The following is an 18,960-nucleotide window of genomic DNA, read 5'->3' as shown; positions in this document are numbered from 1 at the left end:
TATGGTCGACCACCTATCGCTGCGCGACGAGGACCGGCTGCCCTGGCTGGAGACCGTCGATCCCGACGAGGAGGAGGGATCGTCGATCTTGCGCTTCGTCGCCTATGTGGTGCTGGTGCTGGTGGTGGTCGCCGGCATCGCCTTCGCGGCGCTCAATATCTGGCACCGCACGGCGGGCGGCAATGGCGAGCTGATCGCGGCCGATCCCAACCCCTATAAGGTCAAGCCGGTCGAACCCGGCGGCCTGAAGGTGGAGGGCGAGGGCGATGCAGCGGTCGCGACCAGCGACGGCAAGGCCGCGGGCACCGGCGCGATCGACCTGAGCGCGATCCCGGAGGCGCCGGTCACCGCGACCCCCGCCGCGCAGGCCAGCCCGGCGTCCGGGGTGACGGCCGGCCGCAGCGCCAGCGCCGCGATCCCCGCGCCCGCCGGCAAGCTGGTCGCCGCCACGCCGATGAGCGAGCGTCCCGCTCCCGCCGGCCCCGCGCCCGGCGGATCGCTGGTCCAGCTCGGCGCCTATCCGTCGGAGAGCCTGACCAACGCCGCCTGGGACCGGTTCACCAAGCGGTTCGGCTATCTGGCGCAGATGGGCAAGGTGGTGCAGCCGGTGGCGAAGGACGGCAAGACGCTCTACCGCCTGCGGGTCAATGCCGGCAGCGCGAACCAGGCGGCGCAGCTCTGCGGCCGGTTGAAGGTCGCGGGCGAAAGCTGCTTCGTGGCGAGCTGATCCGGCCGGTTCGATGACGCCGATCATCGTCGGCCTGTCCGGCTCGCAGGTGACGCCTGACGAGCGCGCGGCCCTCCAGCGGGTCGCGCCGGCCGGGTTCATCCTGTTTGCACGCAATATTGTCGATCCCGTGCAGCTTCGCGCGCTGACCGACGATCTGCGTGACGCGAGCGGGCGCGATGACCTGCCGATCCTGACCGACCAGGAGGGGGGGGCGGTCGCGCGGCTCCGGCCGCCGCACTGGCCGGCGACGCTGGCGGCCGCCCGCTTCGCCGCCGCCTATGATCGTGCGCCGATGACTGCGATCCGCGCGATGCGCGCCCAGGGACAGGCGGTAGGACGGATGCTGGCGGCGGGGGGCATCACCATGAACGCCGCGCCGGTGCTCGACCTCGCTTGGCCCGGTGCGACGCCGGCGTTGGCGCAGCGATGCCTGGGCGCGACGCCGATGGCAGTGGCGGCGCTCGGTCGCGCGATGCTGGAGGGGCTGGCGGCGGGTGGCGTGACCGGCATCGTCAAGCACTGGCCGGGCCATGGCCGCGCGACGTCGGACCCGCATCAGGCGTTGCCGGTCGTCGACGCCGACGAAGGGGCACTGGCCGCCGACCTGTCGCCCTTCCACACGCTGGCCGGATCGGCGAAAGCCGGGATGACCGCCCACGTCCTCTATCCGGTCTGGGATATCGCGCGGCCGGCGACGCTGTCGCCGCTGATCGTGCAGCGGGTGATCCGTGAGCGGCTGGGATTCGACGGCCTGTTGCTGTCGGACGACCTGCACATGGGCGCGCTCGACGGGAATCTCCCGGCTCGGGCCCAGGGAGCGGTCGCCGCGGGTTGCGACCTGGCGCTGTGCTGCGCGGCGACGCCGGAGCAATGGACGATGCTGGCGGAGCGCCTGCCGCCCGTCGGCTCTGCGACGATGCGCCGCCTCGCGGCGGCCATGCCGCCGGCGGGGCAGGGCGAGGTGGCGGCGCTGATCGCCGAACGCGACGCGCTTCTCGCGGCGGCGTGACCGGGCCGTGGCCGAACCCGAGCAACTGACCCTCGACCTGGATGGATGGGAGGGGCCGCTCGACCTGCTGCTCAATCTTGCCCGGTCGCAGAAGGTCGATCTGCGCCGCATCTCGATCCTGGCGCTGGTGGAGCAATATCTCGCCTTCGTCGCGCGTGCGGCGGCGCTGCGGCTGGAGCTGGCGGCCGATTACCTCGTGATGGCGGCGTGGCTCGCCTATCTCAAGTCGGCGCTGCTGCTGCCGCGCGAGGCCGAGCCGGACCCCGATCCCGAGTTGCTGGCCCTGCAACTCCAGCTGCGGCTCGAACGGCTGGACGCGATGCGCGAAGCGGGCGCTCGGCTGGTCGCGCGGGACCGGCTGGGCCGCGACGTCTTCCCGCGCGGGATGCCGGAGGGGCTGCGCGCCGATCGCCGCGCCGACTGGCAGGTCGGCCTCTACCAACTGATCGCCGCCTATGGCGAGGTCTCGGTCCGCACGTGCCCGGTCTTCCATGTCGTTGCCGACCGGCAGGTGATGACGCTGGAGGCGGCGCTGGCGCGGGTGTCGACGCTGCTCGGCGTGACGCTCGACTGGCGCGCGCTGGACCAGTTCCTGCCGCCATCGGCCGGGGCGCTGCGGCGGTCGGCGGTCGCCTCCAGCTTCCTGGCGGCGCTGGAACTGGCGCGGCAGGGGCGGGTCGAGCTGCGCCAGGCGGGGCCGTTCGCGCCGCTCTATCTCCGCCGGCCGGCATGACCCCGCCCGATGATCTGGTCCGCGCGGTCGAGGCGGTGCTGTTCGCGGCCGAAGCGCCGCTGACGGTCGACGCGATCCGCGCGCATGTCGGGGCGGACCCGCGCCCGGCATTGGCCCGGTTGCAGGCGGATTATGCCGGGCGCGGCGTCCAGCTCGTCCGGCGCGGCGATCGCTGGCTGTTCCAGACCGCCGCCGACCTCGCGCATCTGCTCCGCCGCACCAGCGAGGAGCGGCGGTCGCTGTCGCGCGCGGCCGTCGAGACGCTGGCGATCATCGCCTATCACGAGCCCGTGACCCGCGCCGAGATCGAGGCGATCCGCGGCGTCCAGATCTCCCGGGGCACGCTCGACGTGCTGCTGGAGGCGGGCTGGATCCGGCCGGCCGGTCGCCGCGAGGTGCCGGGCCGGCCGCTCACCTATGCCACCACGCCCGGCTTCCTGACCCATTTCGGCCTCGCCAGCCGGCGCGACCTGCCGGGGATCGACGACCTGCGCGCCGCCGGCCTGCTCGATCCGGTCGATCTTTCGTCGGAGCGGCTGGAAAAGCCCGGCGATAGCGCGTAGATGCATTGCGTCTTCAGGAGTCACGCCAATGGGCAGCTTCAGCCCGATCCATCTGCTCGTCCTTGCCGTCGTTGCCATCCTGCTCTTGGGCGGCGGGCGATTCTCGAACCTGATGGGCGACGTCGCCAAGGGTGTGAAGAATTTCAAGAAAGGCATGGCCGAGGAGGACGAACCCGCCAAGCCGAGCAAGCGCATCGAGGCGCAGAGCAAGGCGGAGCCCGCCTTCGATCCCGACGGCAATCGCACCCGCGATACGCTGCGCGACGACCGCTGATATTGTCCTCTCCGCTGGGGCGCGGCTGAATGTTCGATATCGCGCCGACCGAGCTGATGCTCGTGGCCATCGTGGCGCTGGTGGTGATCGGTCCCAAGGACCTGCCCAAGGCGATGCGCGTGGTCGGCTATTGGGTCGGCCGCGCGCGCGGCGTCGCCCGCCAGTTCCGCTCCGGTTTCGACCAGATGGTCCGCGAGGCCGAGCTGGAGGAAATGGAGAAGCGCTGGGCGGCGGAGAATGAGCGGATCATGCGCGAACATCCCGCGCCGCCCGCCGCCGACCCCGTGTCGCCCGAGCCGGGGCATGGCGCCGTTCCGCACGACGATGGGTCCGGCCACCCCGCACCGGTGATGGTCGAGAAGCCCGAGGTCGCGCCGGCCGAAACGTCCGTGCCCGGCAAGTCCGAGGGGGCGGCGTCGTGAGCGACCATCTCGACGAGATCGACGCCAGCCGCGCCCCCCTGCTCGACCATCTAATCGAGCTGCGCCGCCGCCTGCTCTATTGCATCGCTGCGCTGGCGGTGGCCTTTGCCATCTCCTTCTATTTCGCCGACCGCATCTTCGCCTTCCTGGTCCAGCCGCTGCTGCGCGCCGGGCAGGGGACGGTGATCTATACGGAGATCTTCGAGGCGTTCTTCGTCCAGGTGAAGGTCGCCTTCTTCGCGGCGATGATGATCGCCTTCCCGATCATCGCCAACCAGCTCTGGCAATTCGTCGCGCCCGGCCTCTACCGCAAAGAACGGCGGGCGCTGCTGCCTTTCCTGTTCGCGACGCCGGTGCTGTTCGCGCTGGGCGCAGCGCTGGCCTATTACGTCGCCATCCCGATGGCGCTGCATTTTCTGCTGGGGTTCGACGGCGTGGTCGGGGGGGTGAAGCGCGAGGCGCTGCCGGCGATCGGCAACTACCTGTCGTTCATCATGCAGTTCCTGTTCGGCTTCGGCCTGTCCTTCCTGTTGCCGGTGCTGCTGATGCTGCTGGAGCGGGCCGGGATCGTCACGCGCCAGGGCCTGATCAAGGCGCGGCGCTATGCGATCGTCGGCGCGACCGCGATCGCGGCGGTGCTGACCCCGCCCGACCTGATGAGCCAGGTGCTGCTCGCGGTGCCCCTCATCCTGCTCTACGAGCTGGCGATAATCGGCATCTGGTTTACCGAACGTCGCCGCGCCCGGGAAAGCGGAACGGAGCTGGCGGAGGACTGAGACGGGTCGATATCCGATGCGGATGGGTGGACCTCCCTCGTGTCGGATATCCGTCGCAGAAGGCTGGCGGACGACCGGGCCAGCGGGACGCTCGCCCAACGAACCCGTGAACGACCAGGAACGGTGGGTCCCCGAACGGCCTGCCGTCGGGTGCGCCGGTCAGCCGCCCGCCTGGCTGTCGACCCGCACCGGTTCGGCGCGGCGTTCCTCGGTCAGAATCTGCCAGCCCGTCAGGAACAGCGCGCCGGCCAGCGGCCCGACCACGATGCCGCTCAGCCCGATCAGGTCAATGCCGCCCAGCGTCGTTACCAGCACCAGCCAGTCGGGCAGGCCGGTATCGCGCCCGACCAGCATCGGGCGCAGGATATTATCGGCCAGGCCGATCACGAACACGCCCGACAGCACGACCACCACCGCCTGCCAGACCGCGCCGGTGGCGAGCAGATAGATGGCGACGGGGGTCCAGATGATCGCCGGACCCACCGCCGGCAGCAGCGCCGCGATCGCCATTAGCACGCCCCACAGCAAGGCAGCCGGCACGCCGACGATCCAGAAGGTCGCCGCGCCCAATGCACCCTGCACCAGCGCGACGACGCCCGAACCCTTGATCGTGGCGCGGACGACGGCGACGAACTTGTCGCTCAGCCGCTCCGCGATGTCGCGGCGGAGCGGCAGGGCGCGGACGACGGCCGGCCCGATCGACTCGCCGTCGCGGAGCAGGAAGAAGGTGACATAGAGACCGACGCCGAACGCCAGCAGGAAGGAGGCGGCATTGGCACCGATCGACAGCGCCTGGCGCGCGATCGTGCTGACGCTGCTGCTCACCGCCTGGGTCAGCTTGGCCTGGACGCGTTCGAAGCTGTCGAAGCCCGACCGGTCGACCAGTTGCTGGATGCGGTTGGGCAGCCCGTCATGGACCTGGTGGAAGTAGCGCGCGAAGTCGATATTGCCCGTACGCATCTGCGCATAGACGCCGACCGACTGGTCGACGACCAGGCTGGCGACGATGATCGCCGGGATGACGACCGCCACGGTGATGACGAGCAGCGTCACCGCCGCCGCCAGCGTCCGCCGATCCGGCCAGCGGCGCAGCAGGCGCTGGAAAAGGGGCTGGAAGAGCAGGGCCGCCAGCGCCGCCCAGAGCAGCGCGCCGATGAAGCTGGAGACGATCAGCAGCAACCCGATGCTGGCTAGCACCAGGAAGAGGATCAGTCCGCCATGTTCGATCCGGCGTCCGTCGGTGGTCATTCGGCAGGGCCTTTCCAATAGGATTTGCGGGCGTCGGCAATCTGGCCCGGAAACGCAAGGAGCCTCCGGACCCCTACGGGCACGGAGGCTCCGGTCGTGGCGCTTGGGCGCTTACTTGGCGTCGTCGGCCGTCTTGGCAACGGTGCGGCCCGCCGAGCTCACATCCTTGCCTGCGCCCTCAATCGTGTTGCAGGCCGAGACGAGCAGGGCGCTGGCGACGAAAGCGAGACCAACCAGTTTACGCATAAGAACCTCCAGTATGTAGATGCCAGTAACGCAATGATCCGCCGACAATTTCGTTCCGCAGCCGATATGGGCAATACGGTGCGACGAGGCTTTGCGAAGGATTTGGAGGGCTGCCCAAACGTTAAAGGCCCGAAGGCATCACCGGGGGGGGGAGGGGTGATGCCTTCGGGCCTATGTCGTGGACCGCGAGAGCGGGGGGGGCATAAGGTCGCGATCCGGACTGTAGAACCCGCCTCGCTGCGGGTGGTTCCGCTACGTCGCGAAGTTTTTTTCAGTCCCGTCCGGTCACTGGGAAGGCGATCTCATAAGCGCCGGTCAGTGGATCGTGATGCAGCTTGGAGCGGAGCTGGCGCGACAGGCCCTCCATCACCCGACCATAGCGGGTGCCCGCCAGCTCGCGGAGCTGGTCGCCATCCACCAGCGCCCGAGACACCACGCGCAGCACCGCGCGCTCGGGCTGTTCGTCGGGCTTGATCGAGACGCGAATCTGCGCCGCCGGATCGCAGCTGGTCGCCAACTCGATCGTCTCGGTGATGAGGAAGGCAAGCGCCACCGCCACGTCCTGGTTGACCAGAAAGGCGTCGACATCCAGCGTGATGCCGATCGCATGCGCGCGTTCCGAGGCGGTGGCGCGGATATTGGACGCCAGCTCGCCGACCATGGTGCGTAAATTGAGGCCGCGATTGACCTCCATCTCCGCGAAATGGTGGCGGTGGACCACGGCCAGCGCGTCGACCCGGCGCTGGATCGACGCATAGGCGGCGGTGGCGTCCGGGCTGCGCGCGCCCCGCGCATGGAAGGCGATCAGGCTGGAGATCACCTGGAGGTTGTTCTTCACCCGGTGATGAACCTCGCGCGTCAGCTTGGTCTGGCGGCGCAATCCCTCCTCCAGCCCGGCCTCGTGATCGGCCACGGTCTGGCTGATCGAGCGGAAGGTCTCGCCAAGCTCGCGGATTTCCGGCGCGGGCAGGCTGGTCGCACGCGAATCTATCACCTCGCCGGGCACGTAGGCGGCGACGCTGGCGCGTAGCTGGCGCAGCGGACGCAGCAGCAGCCGGTCGACGACCAGCCACGCGATACCCGCCGCCGCCGCCCACATCAGCAACGGCAGCAGCAGGGCGACGATCAGCGACGAGGTGACTGGAGCGCTGGGCATTTCGGTGTGCAACTGCAAGTCGGCGATGCCGAGCGGTGTGCGCAGCTCTTCCCGCCGATGAAGCGCGCCGATGCCGGACGCCGGCTCCAGCGACAGAGTCTGGTCGTCGAGCAGCAGCTCGCTCGAGAAGATGGTTGCGCGGCTGGTCGGGCGGCCGAGCCGGCGCAGAAAGCTTTGCGGGAAGAAGGCGCGCGCGGTGATGTCCGACCGGCCGCCCGTCAGCGACAGGATCAGCCCCTTCCCGGGCAGGACGGCGGCGTTGACCGGGTCGTCGGCCTCCATGTCGACCGGTTGCGGCATACGGACGCCGCAAAGCAGGCGACCCTGTCGATCGGCGATCTCGAAGCGCGCGCCGGCGGATGCCTGTTGCGCGAAGACGCCCTGGGCGCGGGCGCAGCTCGGCGCGTCGGCCGGGTCGGTGCCCAGCGCGTTCACCGCCACCCGCAGAGCGTTCATGTCGCCGACCAACTCGATCGCGATCGCCCGCGCGCTCTCGTTGGCGGCGATGCGCAGGCGCGAGCGCGCCTCGGCATCCGTCACCCGCGTGATCTGAAGGGTCGCCACGATCGCGATCAGCACCAACGGCAGGAGCGCGCCGCTGAGGATCAGGAACAGCTTGGCCCCGGTCGGCAATCGACCCAGCCAATGGCCTTCCCCGGTCGCGCCGGGCTCGGCTGCGACGATCGGGGGCGTATCGGACTGGGGCGCCGTCAGGGAAGGGGCCGTAAGTATCTGGTCGGGCATCGCCCGGCGTTAGGACAGCTTGCCGAGCAGGTCGAGCAGGTCGTCTGGAATCTGTTCCTCCACGGTCTGCTGGTAGACGGAGCGCAGTGCCGTGCCCATCTCGCGATCCTTGGTATCGTCCGACTGCGCGATCCGGCCCGTCGTCCGACCGGTTCCAGGCGCATCGGCAGTCCTATCCCGCCCATCCTGTCGCTGGCTGGCTTCGCGCATCTCAGCCGGTTTCTCGCTATCCTGACCCAAACCGAAAACTTCCCCCTTGGCCCGCTCTGACCGAGGGGCATGCAGCGACGTGCCGAAATGTCGGCAATGGTCCGATATCGCCGTGAAACCAAACATGGTCTCGATGGTTCCAACAGCGTTCCGAAAAAGTCGGACGTTCGCAGACCCATTGCCACGGCATATCCTTCATGCACAGAAGGGCCGACCAGTCTCCAGGGAGTTTTTACCGCTCATGTCGCTTGGACAGCAACTCGCACCGCATCTTCCTTTCCTGCGGCGCTACGGCCGGGCGCTGACCGGCAGCCAGACCCATGGCGACCAATATGTCCGCGCCACGCTGGAGGCCATCGTCGCTGCGCCCGACCAGTTTCCGCGCGACGTTGATCCGCGCCTGGGCCTCTATCGCATGTTCCAGGGCATCTGGTCCTCCGCCAATTATGACGAGTTGGGTGACGAGCCAGAGGCGATCGGCGCCGAGGCGGTGACGCGCGCGCGTCTCGCCCGGATGACGCCGCTGTCGCGTCAGGCGCTGCTGCTGACCGCCATGGAGGGCTTCACGCCCGAGGACGCGGCCTATCTGATCGATGTCGAGACCGACGAGGTCGAGCGGCTGGTGTCCGAGGCACTGGCCGAGATCGAGCAGCAGACCCGCGCCCGCGTCCTGATCATCGAGGACGAGCCGATCATCGCCATGGATATCGAGACGATCGTCCGCGATCTCGGCCATGACGTGACCGGCGTCGCGGTGACCCGCGACGAAGCGGTCGGTCTGGCGATGGAGGATCGACCCGGCCTGGTGCTGGCCGACATCCAGCTGGCCGACGACAGTTCGGGCATCGATGCGGTCAAGGACATCCTGGCCGAGTTCGAGGTGCCGGTGATCTTCATCACCGCCTTCCCAGAGCGCCTGCTCACGGGCGAGCGGCCGGAGCCGACCTTCCTCATCACCAAGCCGTTCCAGCGTTCGACCGTCAAGGCGGCGATCAGCCAGGCGCTGTTCTTCGACCAGTCGACGGTGCCGGCCTGACTCCTGTCGGCCGGGGGCGGGCGATGAAGTCCGCCCCCGGCCCCATGGAAAAGGTGAAAGGGTTACGGAGCCAAAACGATATCGAGGGGTTTTATCATCATGGCCGATCCCGAAGACCGCATCCACGTAACCACCGAAGAGGCGCGCGCCGGGTCCACCCCGCATATGACGCGCTTCATCCTGCCGATTTCGCTGGCCTTGGTGATCGTGATCTTCGCGGTGATCGTCTTCCGCTAAACACGGATGCCGGCTGGTAAAGTCGGATCATGGTGACTATTTTCTGCCGGGGCGGTGAACCGTGCCGAGCTTTAAGATCGGATACGAATGACTCAAGCGATGCTGCGCGATGACGATGCCCATGAGCCGGTCGAGGCGCCGGTCGAGCATGTTTCGTTGTCCGACCCCGAGTTCAAGACGCAGTTGGCGCAGGTCATCCCGCACCTTCGCGCCTTTGGACGATCGCTGTCGGGTAGTCGCGATCTCGCCGACGACCTGGTGCAGGAAACGCTGCTGAAGGCCTGGGCGGCCCGCAAGCGGTTCCAGGCCGGCACCAACATGCGCGCCTGGACCTTCATCATCCTGCGCAACCTCTATCTGTCGCAGATGCGGCGTGCGCGCTTCAAGGGCGAGTGGGACGATCTGGTCGCCGACCGCATCCTCGCCGCGCCCGCCAGCCAGGATCGCCATGTCGAACTGGGCGACATGCAGCGTGCGCTGATGCATCTGCCGCAGCCCCAGCGCGAGGCGCTGATCCTCGTCGGCGCGGGCGGCTTCGCCTATGAAGAGGCAGCGGAAATCTGCCAGGTCGCGGTCGGCACGATCAAGAGCCGCGTGGCGCGCGGCCGCGTCGCCCTGGAAGCCCTGCTCAGCGAGGGCGCCCTGCCGTCGCGGCGCGATCATGACAGCGATCCGAACAAGACGGCGCTCGATTCGATCATGGGCGATGTGGACCATCTCAGCCGCGGGCGATAAGCGGCGCCCGACCCGTGCCGTCCACCTGGCATGGGTCGGTCGGGTGGGACTCTTGAAGCTCCATTCCCCTTACGTTCGCACCAACAAAGGACACCCTGAACAAGCGCCGTCGGCTCTAGGCCACCTCAATAGAGTGGCGATCACCGCAGCGATCGTCCTTGCATTCCGGCACTTGGTGCAAGTTCAATAGCGCCGGCATGTCGCGCCGGATGTTCCAAGACCCCGGCGTGGCCTGCCCCTGGCGGCGCGCGCTGACGATGCAAGGCTGACTATTGTAAGTCTGTGGCTCCGGTTGAGCGGTGTGCGGTCATCTTCCCGAAGGGCTTAAGGCTGCCCGAGGCTATCCACGGTCCTGGACGTCATCGATTAAGATGCAACGCCCAACACGATCGGCATCCGCAACCTGATTTCAGCTATTGAGCCGCACGCCGTTCATTCGTCGCAGCAGCCGCAACATGTCCTCGGGCGTCGCGACCGTTCCGCCATAGGCGTCGCGCAGCGCCGCGCCGATCGCATCGGCCGGACGTGGCCGGCGAACGATCTGTTCGCCGCCGCTGGTCTCCGCGAGCAAGGAACTGGTGGACATCATGGCGTCATAACGTGCGGAGTGGGTCTTCGTTGCGATCTGTGTCAGGTCGGGTGCGATGTTCGAATCGCTGCCGCCGGTCCTCGACGATCCCCGCCTGCCGCTCGCCCTGGCGCGGGCGCGCCGTCACTCACCCTTCCTCGCACTGCTCGCCGACCGGGAGCCTGCGATTGCGGAGGCCGCCTCGGCCGGTCGGCTCGATCCGGCGCTGCTGGTCTATGATCCGGACGCTCCGGTGGCGCAGGCGCTGCGACGCCAACGGCGGGCGCTGGCCCTGCACGTGGCGCTGGGCGACCTGGCGGGCGTGCTGGACCTCACCGCTGTCACCGCGGCGCTGACCGCTTTCGCCGATGCCGCGCTCGACCGCGCGATTCGCGCTGCGATCGCGGAACGCTATCCGGATGCCGAACCCGCCGGCTTCGCCGCCATCGCGCTCGGCAAGCAGGGGAGCGGCGAGCTGAACTATTCGTCCGATATCGATCCGATCCTGATTTTCGATCCTGCCACGCTGCCGCGCCGGGCGCGCGAGGAGCCGGAGGAGGCTGCGGTGCGGATTGCGCGGCGCGCGGTCGAGCTGCTCCAAGCGCGCGACGGCGATGGCTATGTCCTGCGCGTCGACCTGCGGCTTCGGCCCTCGCCGGAGGTGACGCCGATCGCGTTGCCGGTCGGCGGCGCGATCGCCTATTATGAAAGCCAGGCGCTGACCTGGGAACGCGCCGCCTTCATCCGCGCCCGGGCGGCGGCGGGGGATATCGCGCTGGGCCGGCGCTTCCTCGACGCGATCCGGCCTTTCGTCTGGCGGCGGACGCTCGACTTCGGCGCGGTGGGGGAAATCCGAGCGCTGTCGCATCGCATCCGCGACCACCATGCGCAGGGACAGGCGTTCGGCCCCGGCTATGACCTCAAGCGCGGGCGCGGCGGCATCCGCGAGATCGAGTTCTTCGCGCAGATCCACCAGCTCATCCATGGCGGCCGCGATCCCGTGCTGCGCGCGCCCGCGACGCGCGATGCGCTGACCGAACTGGCGATCGCCGGCTGGATCGAGGTGACCGATGCCGAGGCCCTGACCGAGGCCTATACGCTGCTGCGCACGATCGAACACCGCGTCCAGATGATCGACGATCGCCAGACCCATCGCCTGCCCATGGGCGAGGGGTTGGACGCGGTCGCGCGGCTGCACGGGCTGGTGGACGGCGCGGCGCTGCTCGACCGGCTGCGCCCGGCGGTGGAGCGGGTGGGCCGGGTCTATGACGCGCTGGACGACAGCAAGCGCGCCGGCCTGTCGCGCGATCCGCTGGCCCTGGGCGAAGCGCTGGCGGCGCGCGGCTTCGGCGACGGCGCGGTGGCGGCGGCGCAACGGATCGCGGCCTGGCGCGCCGGCCTCTACCCCGCGCTGCGCAGCGCCCCCGCGCGCGACGCCCTGGAGGCGGTGCTGCCGACCCTGGTCGAGGCGATCGGCCATGCCCCCGATCCGCAGGCCGCGATCACCAGGCTGGACGGCATGTTCGAACATATGCCGAGCGCGATCAACATCTTCCGCCTGCTGGAGGCGCGGCCCGGTCTTGCCGACCTGCTCGCCCGCATCCTCGCCCATGCGCCGCCGCTGGCGGACGAGCTGGCGCGCCGCCCGGCCTTGATCGACGGGCTGATCGACGCCTCCGCGCTGGACGATGTCGGCGATGGCGAGGCGCTGGTGGCGGCGATGCGCGGCGGCGACGTCGGCGATTACCAGCAGCGCCTGGACCATGTCCGCCGGGTGGTCGGCGAGACGCGCTTCGCCCTGGGCGCGCAGATCGTCGCGGGCGCGGCCGATCCGCTGGCCGTCGGCGCCGGTTATGCGCGCGTCGCGGAGGCGGCGGTGCGGGTGCTCGCGGAGGCGACGATCGCCGAGTTCGCACGCGCGCACGGGACCGTGCCGAACAGCGAATTCGTGGTGCTGGCGCTCGGCCGGCTGGGCGGCGGCGTGCTGACCCATGCCTCGGACCTCGACCTGGTCTATCTGTTCACCGGCGATTTCCATGCCGAGTCCGATGGACCGAAGCCGCTCGGCGCGACGCTTTATTATAATCGCCTGGCCAGCCGGATGACGGCGGCGCTGTCGGTGCCGACGGCGGCGGGACCGCTCTATCCGGTCGATACGCGGCTGCGGCCTTCGGGCGGGCAGGGGCCGCTCGCGGTCTCGCTCGACAGCTTCGCCCGCTACCAGCGCGAGGATGCCTGGACCTGGGAGCATATGGCGCTGACCCGCGCCCGGCCGGTCTTCGGCTCGGAGGCGGCGTGCGCCGCGACGCAAGCCATCATCGACGCGGTGCTGGCGGGGGACCGGCGGCCGCGCGACGTGATCGGCGATGCCCGCGCGATGCGGGCGGAGATGACGCGGCACAAGCCGGCCGCCGGGCCGCTCGACGTCAAGCTGCTGCCGGGTGGGCTGGTCGACCTGGAATTCGCCCTCCATGTCCGCCAGCTCGTCCATCACGCCGGACTCGACCCCAATCTCGGTCGCGCGGTGGAGCGGCTGGTGCCGGCCGGCCTGGCGCCGCCGGGATTGCCGGCCGCCTATCGCCTGCTCGCGCGGCTGCTGATCGCGATGCGACTGGTCGCCTCCGACGCGGCGGAGCCAGCGGAGGCGACGCGCGCGCTCATCGCCCGGGCGGTCGGCTGCGCGGATTGGGCGGCGGTAGTTGCGGAGCTGACGGTCGCGCGGCAGGAGGTCGCGACCTGGTGGGAGACGATCGCATGACCAAGATTCCGGCGCTGACGGTGGAGGGGCAGGACGGGCCGATCGCGCTCGACCGGATCGGCGCGCCGCTCGTCGTCTATTTCTACCCCAAGGACGATACGTCCGGCTGCACGCGCGAGGCGCTGGACTTCACGGCGCTGGCGGCCGAGTTCGTCGAGGCGGGCGTCCGCGTAATCGGCGTGTCGAAGGACAGTCTGGCGGCGCATGCGAAGTTCACCGCCAAGCACGGCCTGGCGGTAGAGCTGGCCAGCGATCCCGACGGCGCGGCGTGCGAGGCATTCGGCGTCTGGGGCGAGAAGAAGCTGTACGGCAAGACCTATATAGGGATCGAGCGCGCGACCTTCCTGTTCGATGCAAATGGCGATCTGGTGCGCGAATGGCGCAAGGTGAAGGTGTTGGGCCATGCCGAGGCGGTGCTGGCCGCGGCGCGCGAGCAGGACGCGTCGGCATGACGACGATCGCCGCCGCCTGCCGCCAGGTGCTAGACGCGGCCGAGCCGCGCGAGAAGGTGCGGCTGGCGCGCGCGGCGGCGCGGGCGTGGAAGCGGGGCGAGCTGGCCGCGCGGTTCGACGTGGCGATGCCCGACCAGCCGGCGCGGCCCGAGCGCCCTGAACTGCTGCCGCCCAACCGGATGCCCAAGCGCGGGCGCGGCGGGTCGGAGCGGGGGCGGATCGCGCTGCTCCACGCGCTGGCCCATATCGAATTCTCGGCGATCGATCTCGCCTTCGACGCGGCGGGGCGGTTCGGTGCGCAGTTCCCACGCCGCTATATCGATGACTGGCTGTCGGTCGGCGCCGACGAGGCGATGCATTTCGCGATCCTGGACCGTCGGCTGAAGGTGCTGGGCAGCCATTATGGCGCGCTGCCCGCCCATGCCGGGCTGTGGGAGTCGGCGGCGGAGACGGCGCACGACCCGGCGGCGCGGCTGGCGGTGGTGCCGATGGTGCTGGAGGCGCGTGGACTCGATGTCACGCCCGAGACGGTCGCGCGATTCGAGATGGCGGGCGACGTTGCCTCGGCCCGGATCCTTCACCGCATCTATACGGACGAGATCCGCCATGTCGGATTCGGGGCCAAGTGGTTCGGCTATCTCTGCGCGAATGCCGGGATTCTTCCCGCGCCGGAATGGCAAAGGCTGGTCGGCAGATTTTTCCGCGGCGTGATTAAGCCGCCGTTCAACGACTCGGCGCGCCAGTCTGCCGGTCTGACGCGGGACTTCTACGGCCCTATTGCCGCGAGCTGACACATCGGGTCACAAGGCGGGCGTTCGGCGAGCGGTGGGGCTGCAAGTCGATCAGGTGTTCCGAGCCGGTTCGCGGGAAGACGCGGACGCGGCGCTTCGCATTGGGGTTCGATGACCAATTCGTTTATGTCGGCCGCCGTTCTTCGCGCCGGTGTCCGTCGTTCGATGATGATCGCGGCGCTGTTCGGCGTCTCTGCTACCGGCGCCGCCCGCGCCGCCGAAGCGCCCGCCGCGCCGCCGCCGCCGTCGGGCGGCACCTTCATCCCCGCCGCCAGTGCCGAGGCCCTCGCCGACCTCAAGGCGGACGCCCAGTTCAAGTCGTTGTTCCAGACCTGGAAGAAGCTGGACCAGGGTGGCAACGGCGTCATCGCCATCCCCTCGGTCCAGCCGGTCAGCAGCCTGAAGTTCACCAGCAATTTCGGCATCCGCAGCGATCCGTTCCGGGGTACTGCGGCGATGCATGCCGGCGTCGACATTCCGGGCCCGACCGGCACCCCGATCTACGCCACCGCCGACGGCATCGTCGATCATGCCGACCGGCTGGGCGGGTACGGCAACATGGTCGAGATCAACCATGGCAAGGGCATCGCCACCCGCTATGGCCATCTCTCGAAAATCATCGTGCAGAACGGTGCCCGCGTCCACCGCGGCCAGCTGATCGCGCTGATGGGCTCGACCGGTCGTTCGACCGGCCCACACCTCCATTACGAGGTCCGCATCGACGGGCATGCGGTCAACCCGATCCCGTTCCTGACCACCGCCGACTATCTGCTGGCCTCGCAATCGGCGAGCGTGCATCAAATCCCGGTGTCGACTGACGGCCCGGCGGCGCAGGACTAATCTCGCCGTTTGGATGACGTCGCCGGCGATCGCGTCTGTCGTCTAGAAAGCGCCATCCACCCTGGCCTGTGGCGAGGCGAAGCACCCGGCGGGCGACCCCCTCGGCCCGGTTGCCCGATCGTTGGCCAAGTCTCACAAACGATCAGCCACACCGGCCGTCAGGTCGCGCCAGCCGCTGGTGATCCCGCCCGGATTCGAACCGGGGGCCTTCCGCTTAGGAGGCGGACGCTCTATCCTGCTGAGCTACGGGATCCGTGCCGGACGGCGCTCGGATTAGGCCCGCCGGGAGGTGAAATCAACCGGCTTGGCGCGGCCGCCACGGCGGTCGTTACCCCAGCGGAACAGAAGCGGGCACTTCGCCGTTTGCCATGTCGGAGCAGCGGAGGCGTGACGGCGTTGGTGGACGGGCAGGTAACGGCGAAATTCCTTCTCGGCCGACGCCGGGACCAGATGGACCCCGACGATATCGCAGCGCTCGAACGCTCGGTCAGCGCCATTCGCGACTTGCCGACCCGGCGGACGCTGATCCGCGCCGGCGAACCGGTCGTCGAAAGCACCTTGCTGCTCGAAGGTATATTGTGCCGCTACATGGACGACCGCGCCGGGCATCGGCAACTCGTCGCCATCCACGTGCCCGGCGACTTCGTCGATTTGCACGGCTTCCCCATGGGACGGCTGGATCATGACATCGCGACGATCGGCCCCGTCAAGGTGGCGGTGTGGAAGCACGGCGCGCTGGAGGACATCCTCGCGCCCCGTCCGAAGCTGCAACGGATGCTCTGGTTTTCCACCCTGCTCGACGCGGCGATGCACCGCGAGTGGATCTTCCGATTGGGGCGGCTGGGGGCCGATGGCCGCGTCGCGCACCTGATCTGCGAGTTGGAGGAGCGTCTTGCGATGGTCGGGCTGAGCCGCGGCGGCACCTATGGGCTGCCGTTGATCCAGGCCGATCTGGCGGAGGCGTGCGGGCTGACCAACGTCCATGTCAATCGCGTGCTGCGCGCCTTGCGCGAACAGGAGCTGATGACGTTCAGGGATGGCCGGGTGACGATCCTCAATCGTCCCCAGCTTCGCGTGCTCGGCGAGTTCGAGCCGGGCTATCTCTATGGCAATCATCCGGAAAAGGTGGCGGAGGCGCTGGCCGGAGCGGCGTAAGAGGCTTTCCCGGCGCGTTTCCGTCCCTATGCTGGCGGCGTGTACAGTCCGGGAGTGTCTGACCGACGATGCGTAATTTTCTGACGGTGGCAGGTGCCGCCACCCTGATGGCCTCTTCCGCCCTGGCCCAGGCGCCGGGAGCCCGAACCGCCCCGGCCCCGGCCGATGCCCCACCCAACGCTCGTGCCGATGCCGCCGCCAATCCGCTGCTCGCCGACTGGACCGGCCCCTATGGCGGGGTGCCGCCCTGGGACAAGGTGAAGCCGGAGTTGTTCCCCGGCGCCTTCACCGCGGCGCTGGCCGAGCGGCGCGCGGAATATCGCCGCATCGCCGACGACCCGGCCGCGCCGACCTTCGCCAACACCTTCGTGCCGATGCAACTCGCCGGGCAGCGGCTGAGCCGGGTCATGACGCTGTTCGGCGTGATGACCGGCAACATGAACAATCCCGCCTATCAGGCGCTGGATCGGGAGTGGTCGCCCAAGCTGGCGGCCGCGTCGGACGAGATCACCTTCAACCCCAAGCTGTTCGCGCGGATCGAGACGATCTGGAAGGCGCGGGCGACCAGCGGCCTGGACGCGCAGCAGCAGCGGCTGGTCACCCGCACCTATGACAGCTTCGTCCGCCAGGGTGCGAAGCTGAACGCCGCGCAGAAGACGGCGCTTTCCGCCTTCAACCAGGATCTGGCGGTCGCCTTCTCCGAATTCTCGCGGCGCCTGCTGGCGGACGAGGGCACGGCGACAATCGTCACCGACGAGGCACGGCTGGCCGGCTTGCCCGATAGTGTCCGGGCAGTGGCCCGCGCCGCGGCGCAGGAGCGCGGGCAGCAGGGGTGGGCGATCGTCAACACCCGTTCGGCGGTCGATCCGGTGCTGACCTTCGCGCAGGATCGGACCTTGCGCGAGCAGGTGTGGCGCGCCTTCGTGAAGCGCGGCGACAATGGCGACTCGAACGATACCAAGGCGACGATCGCGCGCATCGTCCGGCTGCGCGCCGACCGTGCCCATCTGCTCGGCTTCAAGACCCATGCCGACTGGCGGATGCAGGACACGATGGCCAAGTCGCCCGCCGCCGCCATGGCGCTGATGATGCGCGTCTGGCCCTATGCCAAGGCGCGCGTCGCCGAGGAGGTCCGCGACATGCAGGCGATCGCCGACAGGGAAGCTGCGGGCAAGAAGGGGGCCGGGATCCGCATCGAACCCTGGGACTATCGCTTCTACCAGGAGAAGGTGCGCAAGGCGCGCTACGACCTCGATCAGGCGCAGTTGAAACCGTATTTCGAGCTCAACAACATCATCCAGGGATCGCTCTACGCCGCCAACCGGCTCTATGGGTTGGAGTTCAAGGAGATCACCGGGACGGTGCCGGTGTTCGAGCCGAACATGCGCGTCTGGCACGTCACGCGGAACGGGCAGGAGGTCGGCCTGTTCTACCGCGACGATTTCGCGCGCACCGGCAAGCGGTCCGGCGCATGGGCGAATACCTATCGCGGCCAGCGCGGGCTGGCGCCGGCGCAGATGGTGCTGTCGTCCAACAACAACAATTTCGCCAAGGGCGCGCCCGGCGAGCCGATCCTGATCAGCCTGGACGATGCGCAGACGCTGTTTCACGAGTTCGGCCATGCCATCCATGCGATGTTGCAGAACGTCTATTATCCCGGTCTGGCCGGCACGCCGCGCGACTTCGTGGAATATCCCAGCCAGGTGAACGAGCATTGGCTGCTGACCCGCGACGTGCTGGACAAGTACGCGCGCCACTATCAGACCAAGCAGCCGATGCCGCAGGCCTTGCTCGACAAGATCGAGGCGTCGAAGACCTTCAACCAGGGCTTCGCCACGACCGAATATCTGTCCTCGGCGATCGTCGACATGAAGCTGCACACGCTGCCCGACGGCATCGTCGACCCGGCCAAGTTCGAGTCGACCACGCTGAAGGACATCGGCATGCCGACTGAGCTGGTGATGCGGCACCGCCTGCCGCAGTTCAATCACCTCTTCTCCTCCGACTCCTATTCGGCCGGCTACTACAGCTACCTGTGGTCGGAGACGATGGACGCGGACACCTTCGCCGCGTTCGAGGAGGCGGGCAGCCCCTGGGACAAGGCAACGGCGGACCGCTTCGCGCGCATCCTGCTGTCGACCGGCAACGAAACCGACCGGGCCGAGGCGTATCGCGCCTTCCGGGGCCGCGATCCGGCGATCGAGGCCCTGCTGGCCAAGCGCGGCTTCACGGCGAACTGATGGACGAGGGGGCGTCGCTCGCTGCGGACGCTCCCGG

Annotated in this window: 21 protein-coding genes and 1 tRNA gene; 16 read left to right on the top strand and 6 right to left on the bottom strand. The window is 68.9% G+C overall.

Annotation, left to right across the window (positions count from 1 at the left end; all coding sequences use genetic code 11):
- The first annotated feature begins 1 nt into the window (after window position 1).
- Genes GGQ96_RS14255 through tatC form a run of 7 tightly spaced genes read left to right on the top strand, consistent with a single transcriptional unit; the run spans window position 2 to window position 4,507 of the window.
- A complete protein-coding gene (locus tag GGQ96_RS14255; RefSeq protein ID WP_184115948.1) occupies window positions 2-727 on the top strand; it encodes an SPOR domain-containing protein in 726 nt (241 codons plus the stop codon).
- 13 nt (window positions 728-740) lie between these two features.
- On the top strand, window positions 741-1,739 hold the full coding sequence (nagZ, locus tag GGQ96_RS14250) for a beta-N-acetylhexosaminidase (protein WP_184115946.1): 999 nt from the start codon (window positions 741-743) through the stop codon (window positions 1,737-1,739).
- A gap of 7 nt (window positions 1,740-1,746) precedes the next feature.
- Window positions 1,747-2,472 (top strand): segregation/condensation protein A, encoded by a 726-nt coding sequence (locus GGQ96_RS14245; protein WP_184115944.1) that lies wholly within the window; start codon window positions 1,747-1,749, stop codon window positions 2,470-2,472.
- On the top strand, window positions 2,469-3,035 hold the full coding sequence (gene scpB, locus GGQ96_RS14240) for an SMC-Scp complex subunit ScpB (protein ID WP_184115942.1): 567 nt from the start codon (window positions 2,469-2,471) through the stop codon (window positions 3,033-3,035). The genes GGQ96_RS14245 and scpB overlap by 4 nt, the downstream gene beginning before the upstream one ends.
- A gap of 28 nt (window positions 3,036-3,063) precedes the next feature.
- On the top strand, window positions 3,064-3,309 hold the full coding sequence (locus tag GGQ96_RS14235) for a twin-arginine translocase TatA/TatE family subunit (RefSeq protein WP_184115940.1): 246 nt from the start codon (window positions 3,064-3,066) through the stop codon (window positions 3,307-3,309).
- 29 nt (window positions 3,310-3,338) lie between these two features.
- A complete protein-coding gene (tatB, locus tag GGQ96_RS14230) occupies window positions 3,339-3,731 on the top strand; it encodes a Sec-independent protein translocase protein TatB (RefSeq protein WP_184115938.1) in 393 nt (130 codons plus the stop codon).
- Entirely contained in the window at window positions 3,728-4,507 is a 780-nt protein-coding gene (gene tatC, locus GGQ96_RS14225) for a twin-arginine translocase subunit TatC (RefSeq protein WP_184115936.1), read from the top strand. The genes tatB and tatC overlap by 4 nt, the downstream gene beginning before the upstream one ends.
- Window positions 4,508-4,666: 159 nt before the next feature.
- Here the strand turns inward: tatC and GGQ96_RS14220 are convergent, their stop codons facing one another.
- The 4 genes from GGQ96_RS14220 to GGQ96_RS21490 all read right to left on the bottom strand — a co-directional run bounded on the left by GGQ96_RS14220 (window position 4,667) and on the right by GGQ96_RS21490 (window position 8,000).
- Window positions 4,667-5,755 carry an AI-2E family transporter gene (locus GGQ96_RS14220; protein WP_184115934.1) on the bottom strand — a complete coding sequence of 363 codons (1,089 nt, stop codon included), beginning with the start codon at window positions 5,753-5,755 and terminating at the stop codon, window positions 4,667-4,669.
- A 111-nt stretch (window positions 5,756-5,866) separates the two neighbouring features.
- Window positions 5,867-6,001, bottom strand: coding sequence for an entericidin A/B family lipoprotein (locus tag GGQ96_RS14215; protein ID WP_184115932.1), 135 nt, complete (start codon window positions 5,999-6,001; stop codon window positions 5,867-5,869).
- 271 nt (window positions 6,002-6,272) lie between these two features.
- Window positions 6,273-7,901, bottom strand: a complete 1,629-nt coding sequence (locus GGQ96_RS14210; protein ID WP_184115930.1) for a sensor histidine kinase — start codon at window positions 7,899-7,901, stop codon at window positions 6,273-6,275.
- Window positions 7,902-7,910: 9 nt separating this feature from the next.
- Window positions 7,911-8,000, bottom strand: a complete 90-nt coding sequence (locus GGQ96_RS21490; RefSeq protein WP_246360604.1) for a NepR family anti-sigma factor — start codon at window positions 7,998-8,000, stop codon at window positions 7,911-7,913.
- Between the two features lie 352 nt (window positions 8,001-8,352).
- On the opposite strand from GGQ96_RS21490, the gene GGQ96_RS14200 reads away from it, so the two are divergent.
- The 3 genes from GGQ96_RS14200 (at window position 8,353) to GGQ96_RS14190 (ending at window position 10,119) form a co-directional block, all read left to right on the top strand.
- Window positions 8,353-9,147 (top strand): response regulator, encoded by a 795-nt coding sequence (locus tag GGQ96_RS14200; RefSeq protein ID WP_184115926.1) that lies wholly within the window; start codon window positions 8,353-8,355, stop codon window positions 9,145-9,147.
- Window positions 9,148-9,246: 99 nt separating this feature from the next.
- Window positions 9,247-9,384 (top strand): hypothetical protein, encoded by a 138-nt coding sequence (locus tag GGQ96_RS14195; protein WP_184115924.1) that lies wholly within the window; start codon window positions 9,247-9,249, stop codon window positions 9,382-9,384.
- Between the two features lie 87 nt (window positions 9,385-9,471).
- A complete protein-coding gene (locus tag GGQ96_RS14190) occupies window positions 9,472-10,119 on the top strand; it encodes a sigma-70 family RNA polymerase sigma factor (protein ID WP_184115922.1) in 648 nt (215 codons plus the stop codon).
- A gap of 409 nt (window positions 10,120-10,528) precedes the next feature.
- Here GGQ96_RS14190 and GGQ96_RS14185 read toward each other — a convergent pair whose 3' ends face one another.
- On the bottom strand, window positions 10,529-10,705 hold the full coding sequence (locus GGQ96_RS14185) for a hypothetical protein (RefSeq protein WP_184115920.1): 177 nt from the start codon (window positions 10,703-10,705) through the stop codon (window positions 10,529-10,531).
- 58 nt (window positions 10,706-10,763) lie between these two features.
- Here GGQ96_RS14185 and GGQ96_RS14180 point away from each other — a divergent pair, with 58 nt between their 5' ends.
- The 4 genes from GGQ96_RS14180 to GGQ96_RS14165 all read left to right on the top strand — a co-directional run bounded on the left by GGQ96_RS14180 (window position 10,764) and on the right by GGQ96_RS14165 (window position 15,528).
- Window positions 10,764-13,445, top strand: a complete 2,682-nt coding sequence (locus GGQ96_RS14180) for a bifunctional [glutamine synthetase] adenylyltransferase/[glutamine synthetase]-adenylyl-L-tyrosine phosphorylase (RefSeq protein WP_184115918.1) — start codon at window positions 10,764-10,766, stop codon at window positions 13,443-13,445.
- A complete protein-coding gene (locus GGQ96_RS14175; RefSeq protein WP_184115916.1) occupies window positions 13,442-13,897 on the top strand; it encodes a peroxiredoxin in 456 nt (151 codons plus the stop codon). Before GGQ96_RS14180 ends, GGQ96_RS14175 begins: the two co-directional genes overlap by 4 nt.
- Entirely contained in the window at window positions 13,894-14,688 is a 795-nt protein-coding gene (locus GGQ96_RS14170) for a ferritin-like domain-containing protein (RefSeq protein WP_184115914.1), read from the top strand. The genes GGQ96_RS14175 and GGQ96_RS14170 overlap by 4 nt, the downstream gene beginning before the upstream one ends.
- 111 nt (window positions 14,689-14,799) lie before the next feature.
- The gene (locus tag GGQ96_RS14165; protein WP_246360602.1) at window positions 14,800-15,528 is read left to right on the top strand and encodes a M23 family metallopeptidase; all 729 of its coding nucleotides are present in this window, start codon (window positions 14,800-14,802) and stop codon (window positions 15,526-15,528) included.
- Window positions 15,529-15,704: 176 nt separating this feature from the next.
- Here GGQ96_RS14165 and GGQ96_RS14160 read toward each other — a convergent pair.
- Window positions 15,705-15,781: transfer RNA gene (locus GGQ96_RS14160), tRNA-Arg, on the bottom strand.
- A gap of 197 nt (window positions 15,782-15,978) precedes the next feature.
- On the opposite strand from GGQ96_RS14160, the gene GGQ96_RS14155 reads away from it, so the two are divergent.
- Together GGQ96_RS14155 and GGQ96_RS14150 are read left to right on the top strand one after the other, a co-directional pair.
- Window positions 15,979-16,683: a Crp/Fnr family transcriptional regulator gene (locus GGQ96_RS14155; RefSeq protein WP_184116280.1), complete on the top strand. Its 705-nt coding sequence runs from the start codon at window positions 15,979-15,981 to the stop codon at window positions 16,681-16,683.
- A 68-nt stretch (window positions 16,684-16,751) separates the two neighbouring features.
- The gene (locus tag GGQ96_RS14150; RefSeq protein ID WP_184115912.1) at window positions 16,752-18,923 is read left to right on the top strand and encodes a M3 family metallopeptidase; all 2,172 of its coding nucleotides are present in this window, start codon (window positions 16,752-16,754) and stop codon (window positions 18,921-18,923) included.
- Window positions 18,924-18,960 lie beyond the last annotated feature (37 nt).

The organism is Sphingomonas abaci (genome assembly GCF_014199625.1).
Lineage (GTDB): Bacteria > Pseudomonadota > Alphaproteobacteria > Sphingomonadales > Sphingomonadaceae > Sphingomonas > Sphingomonas abaci.
The sequence above is the reverse complement of the archived record's forward strand: the minus strand, read 5'-3'. Positions and strand labels throughout refer to the sequence as shown.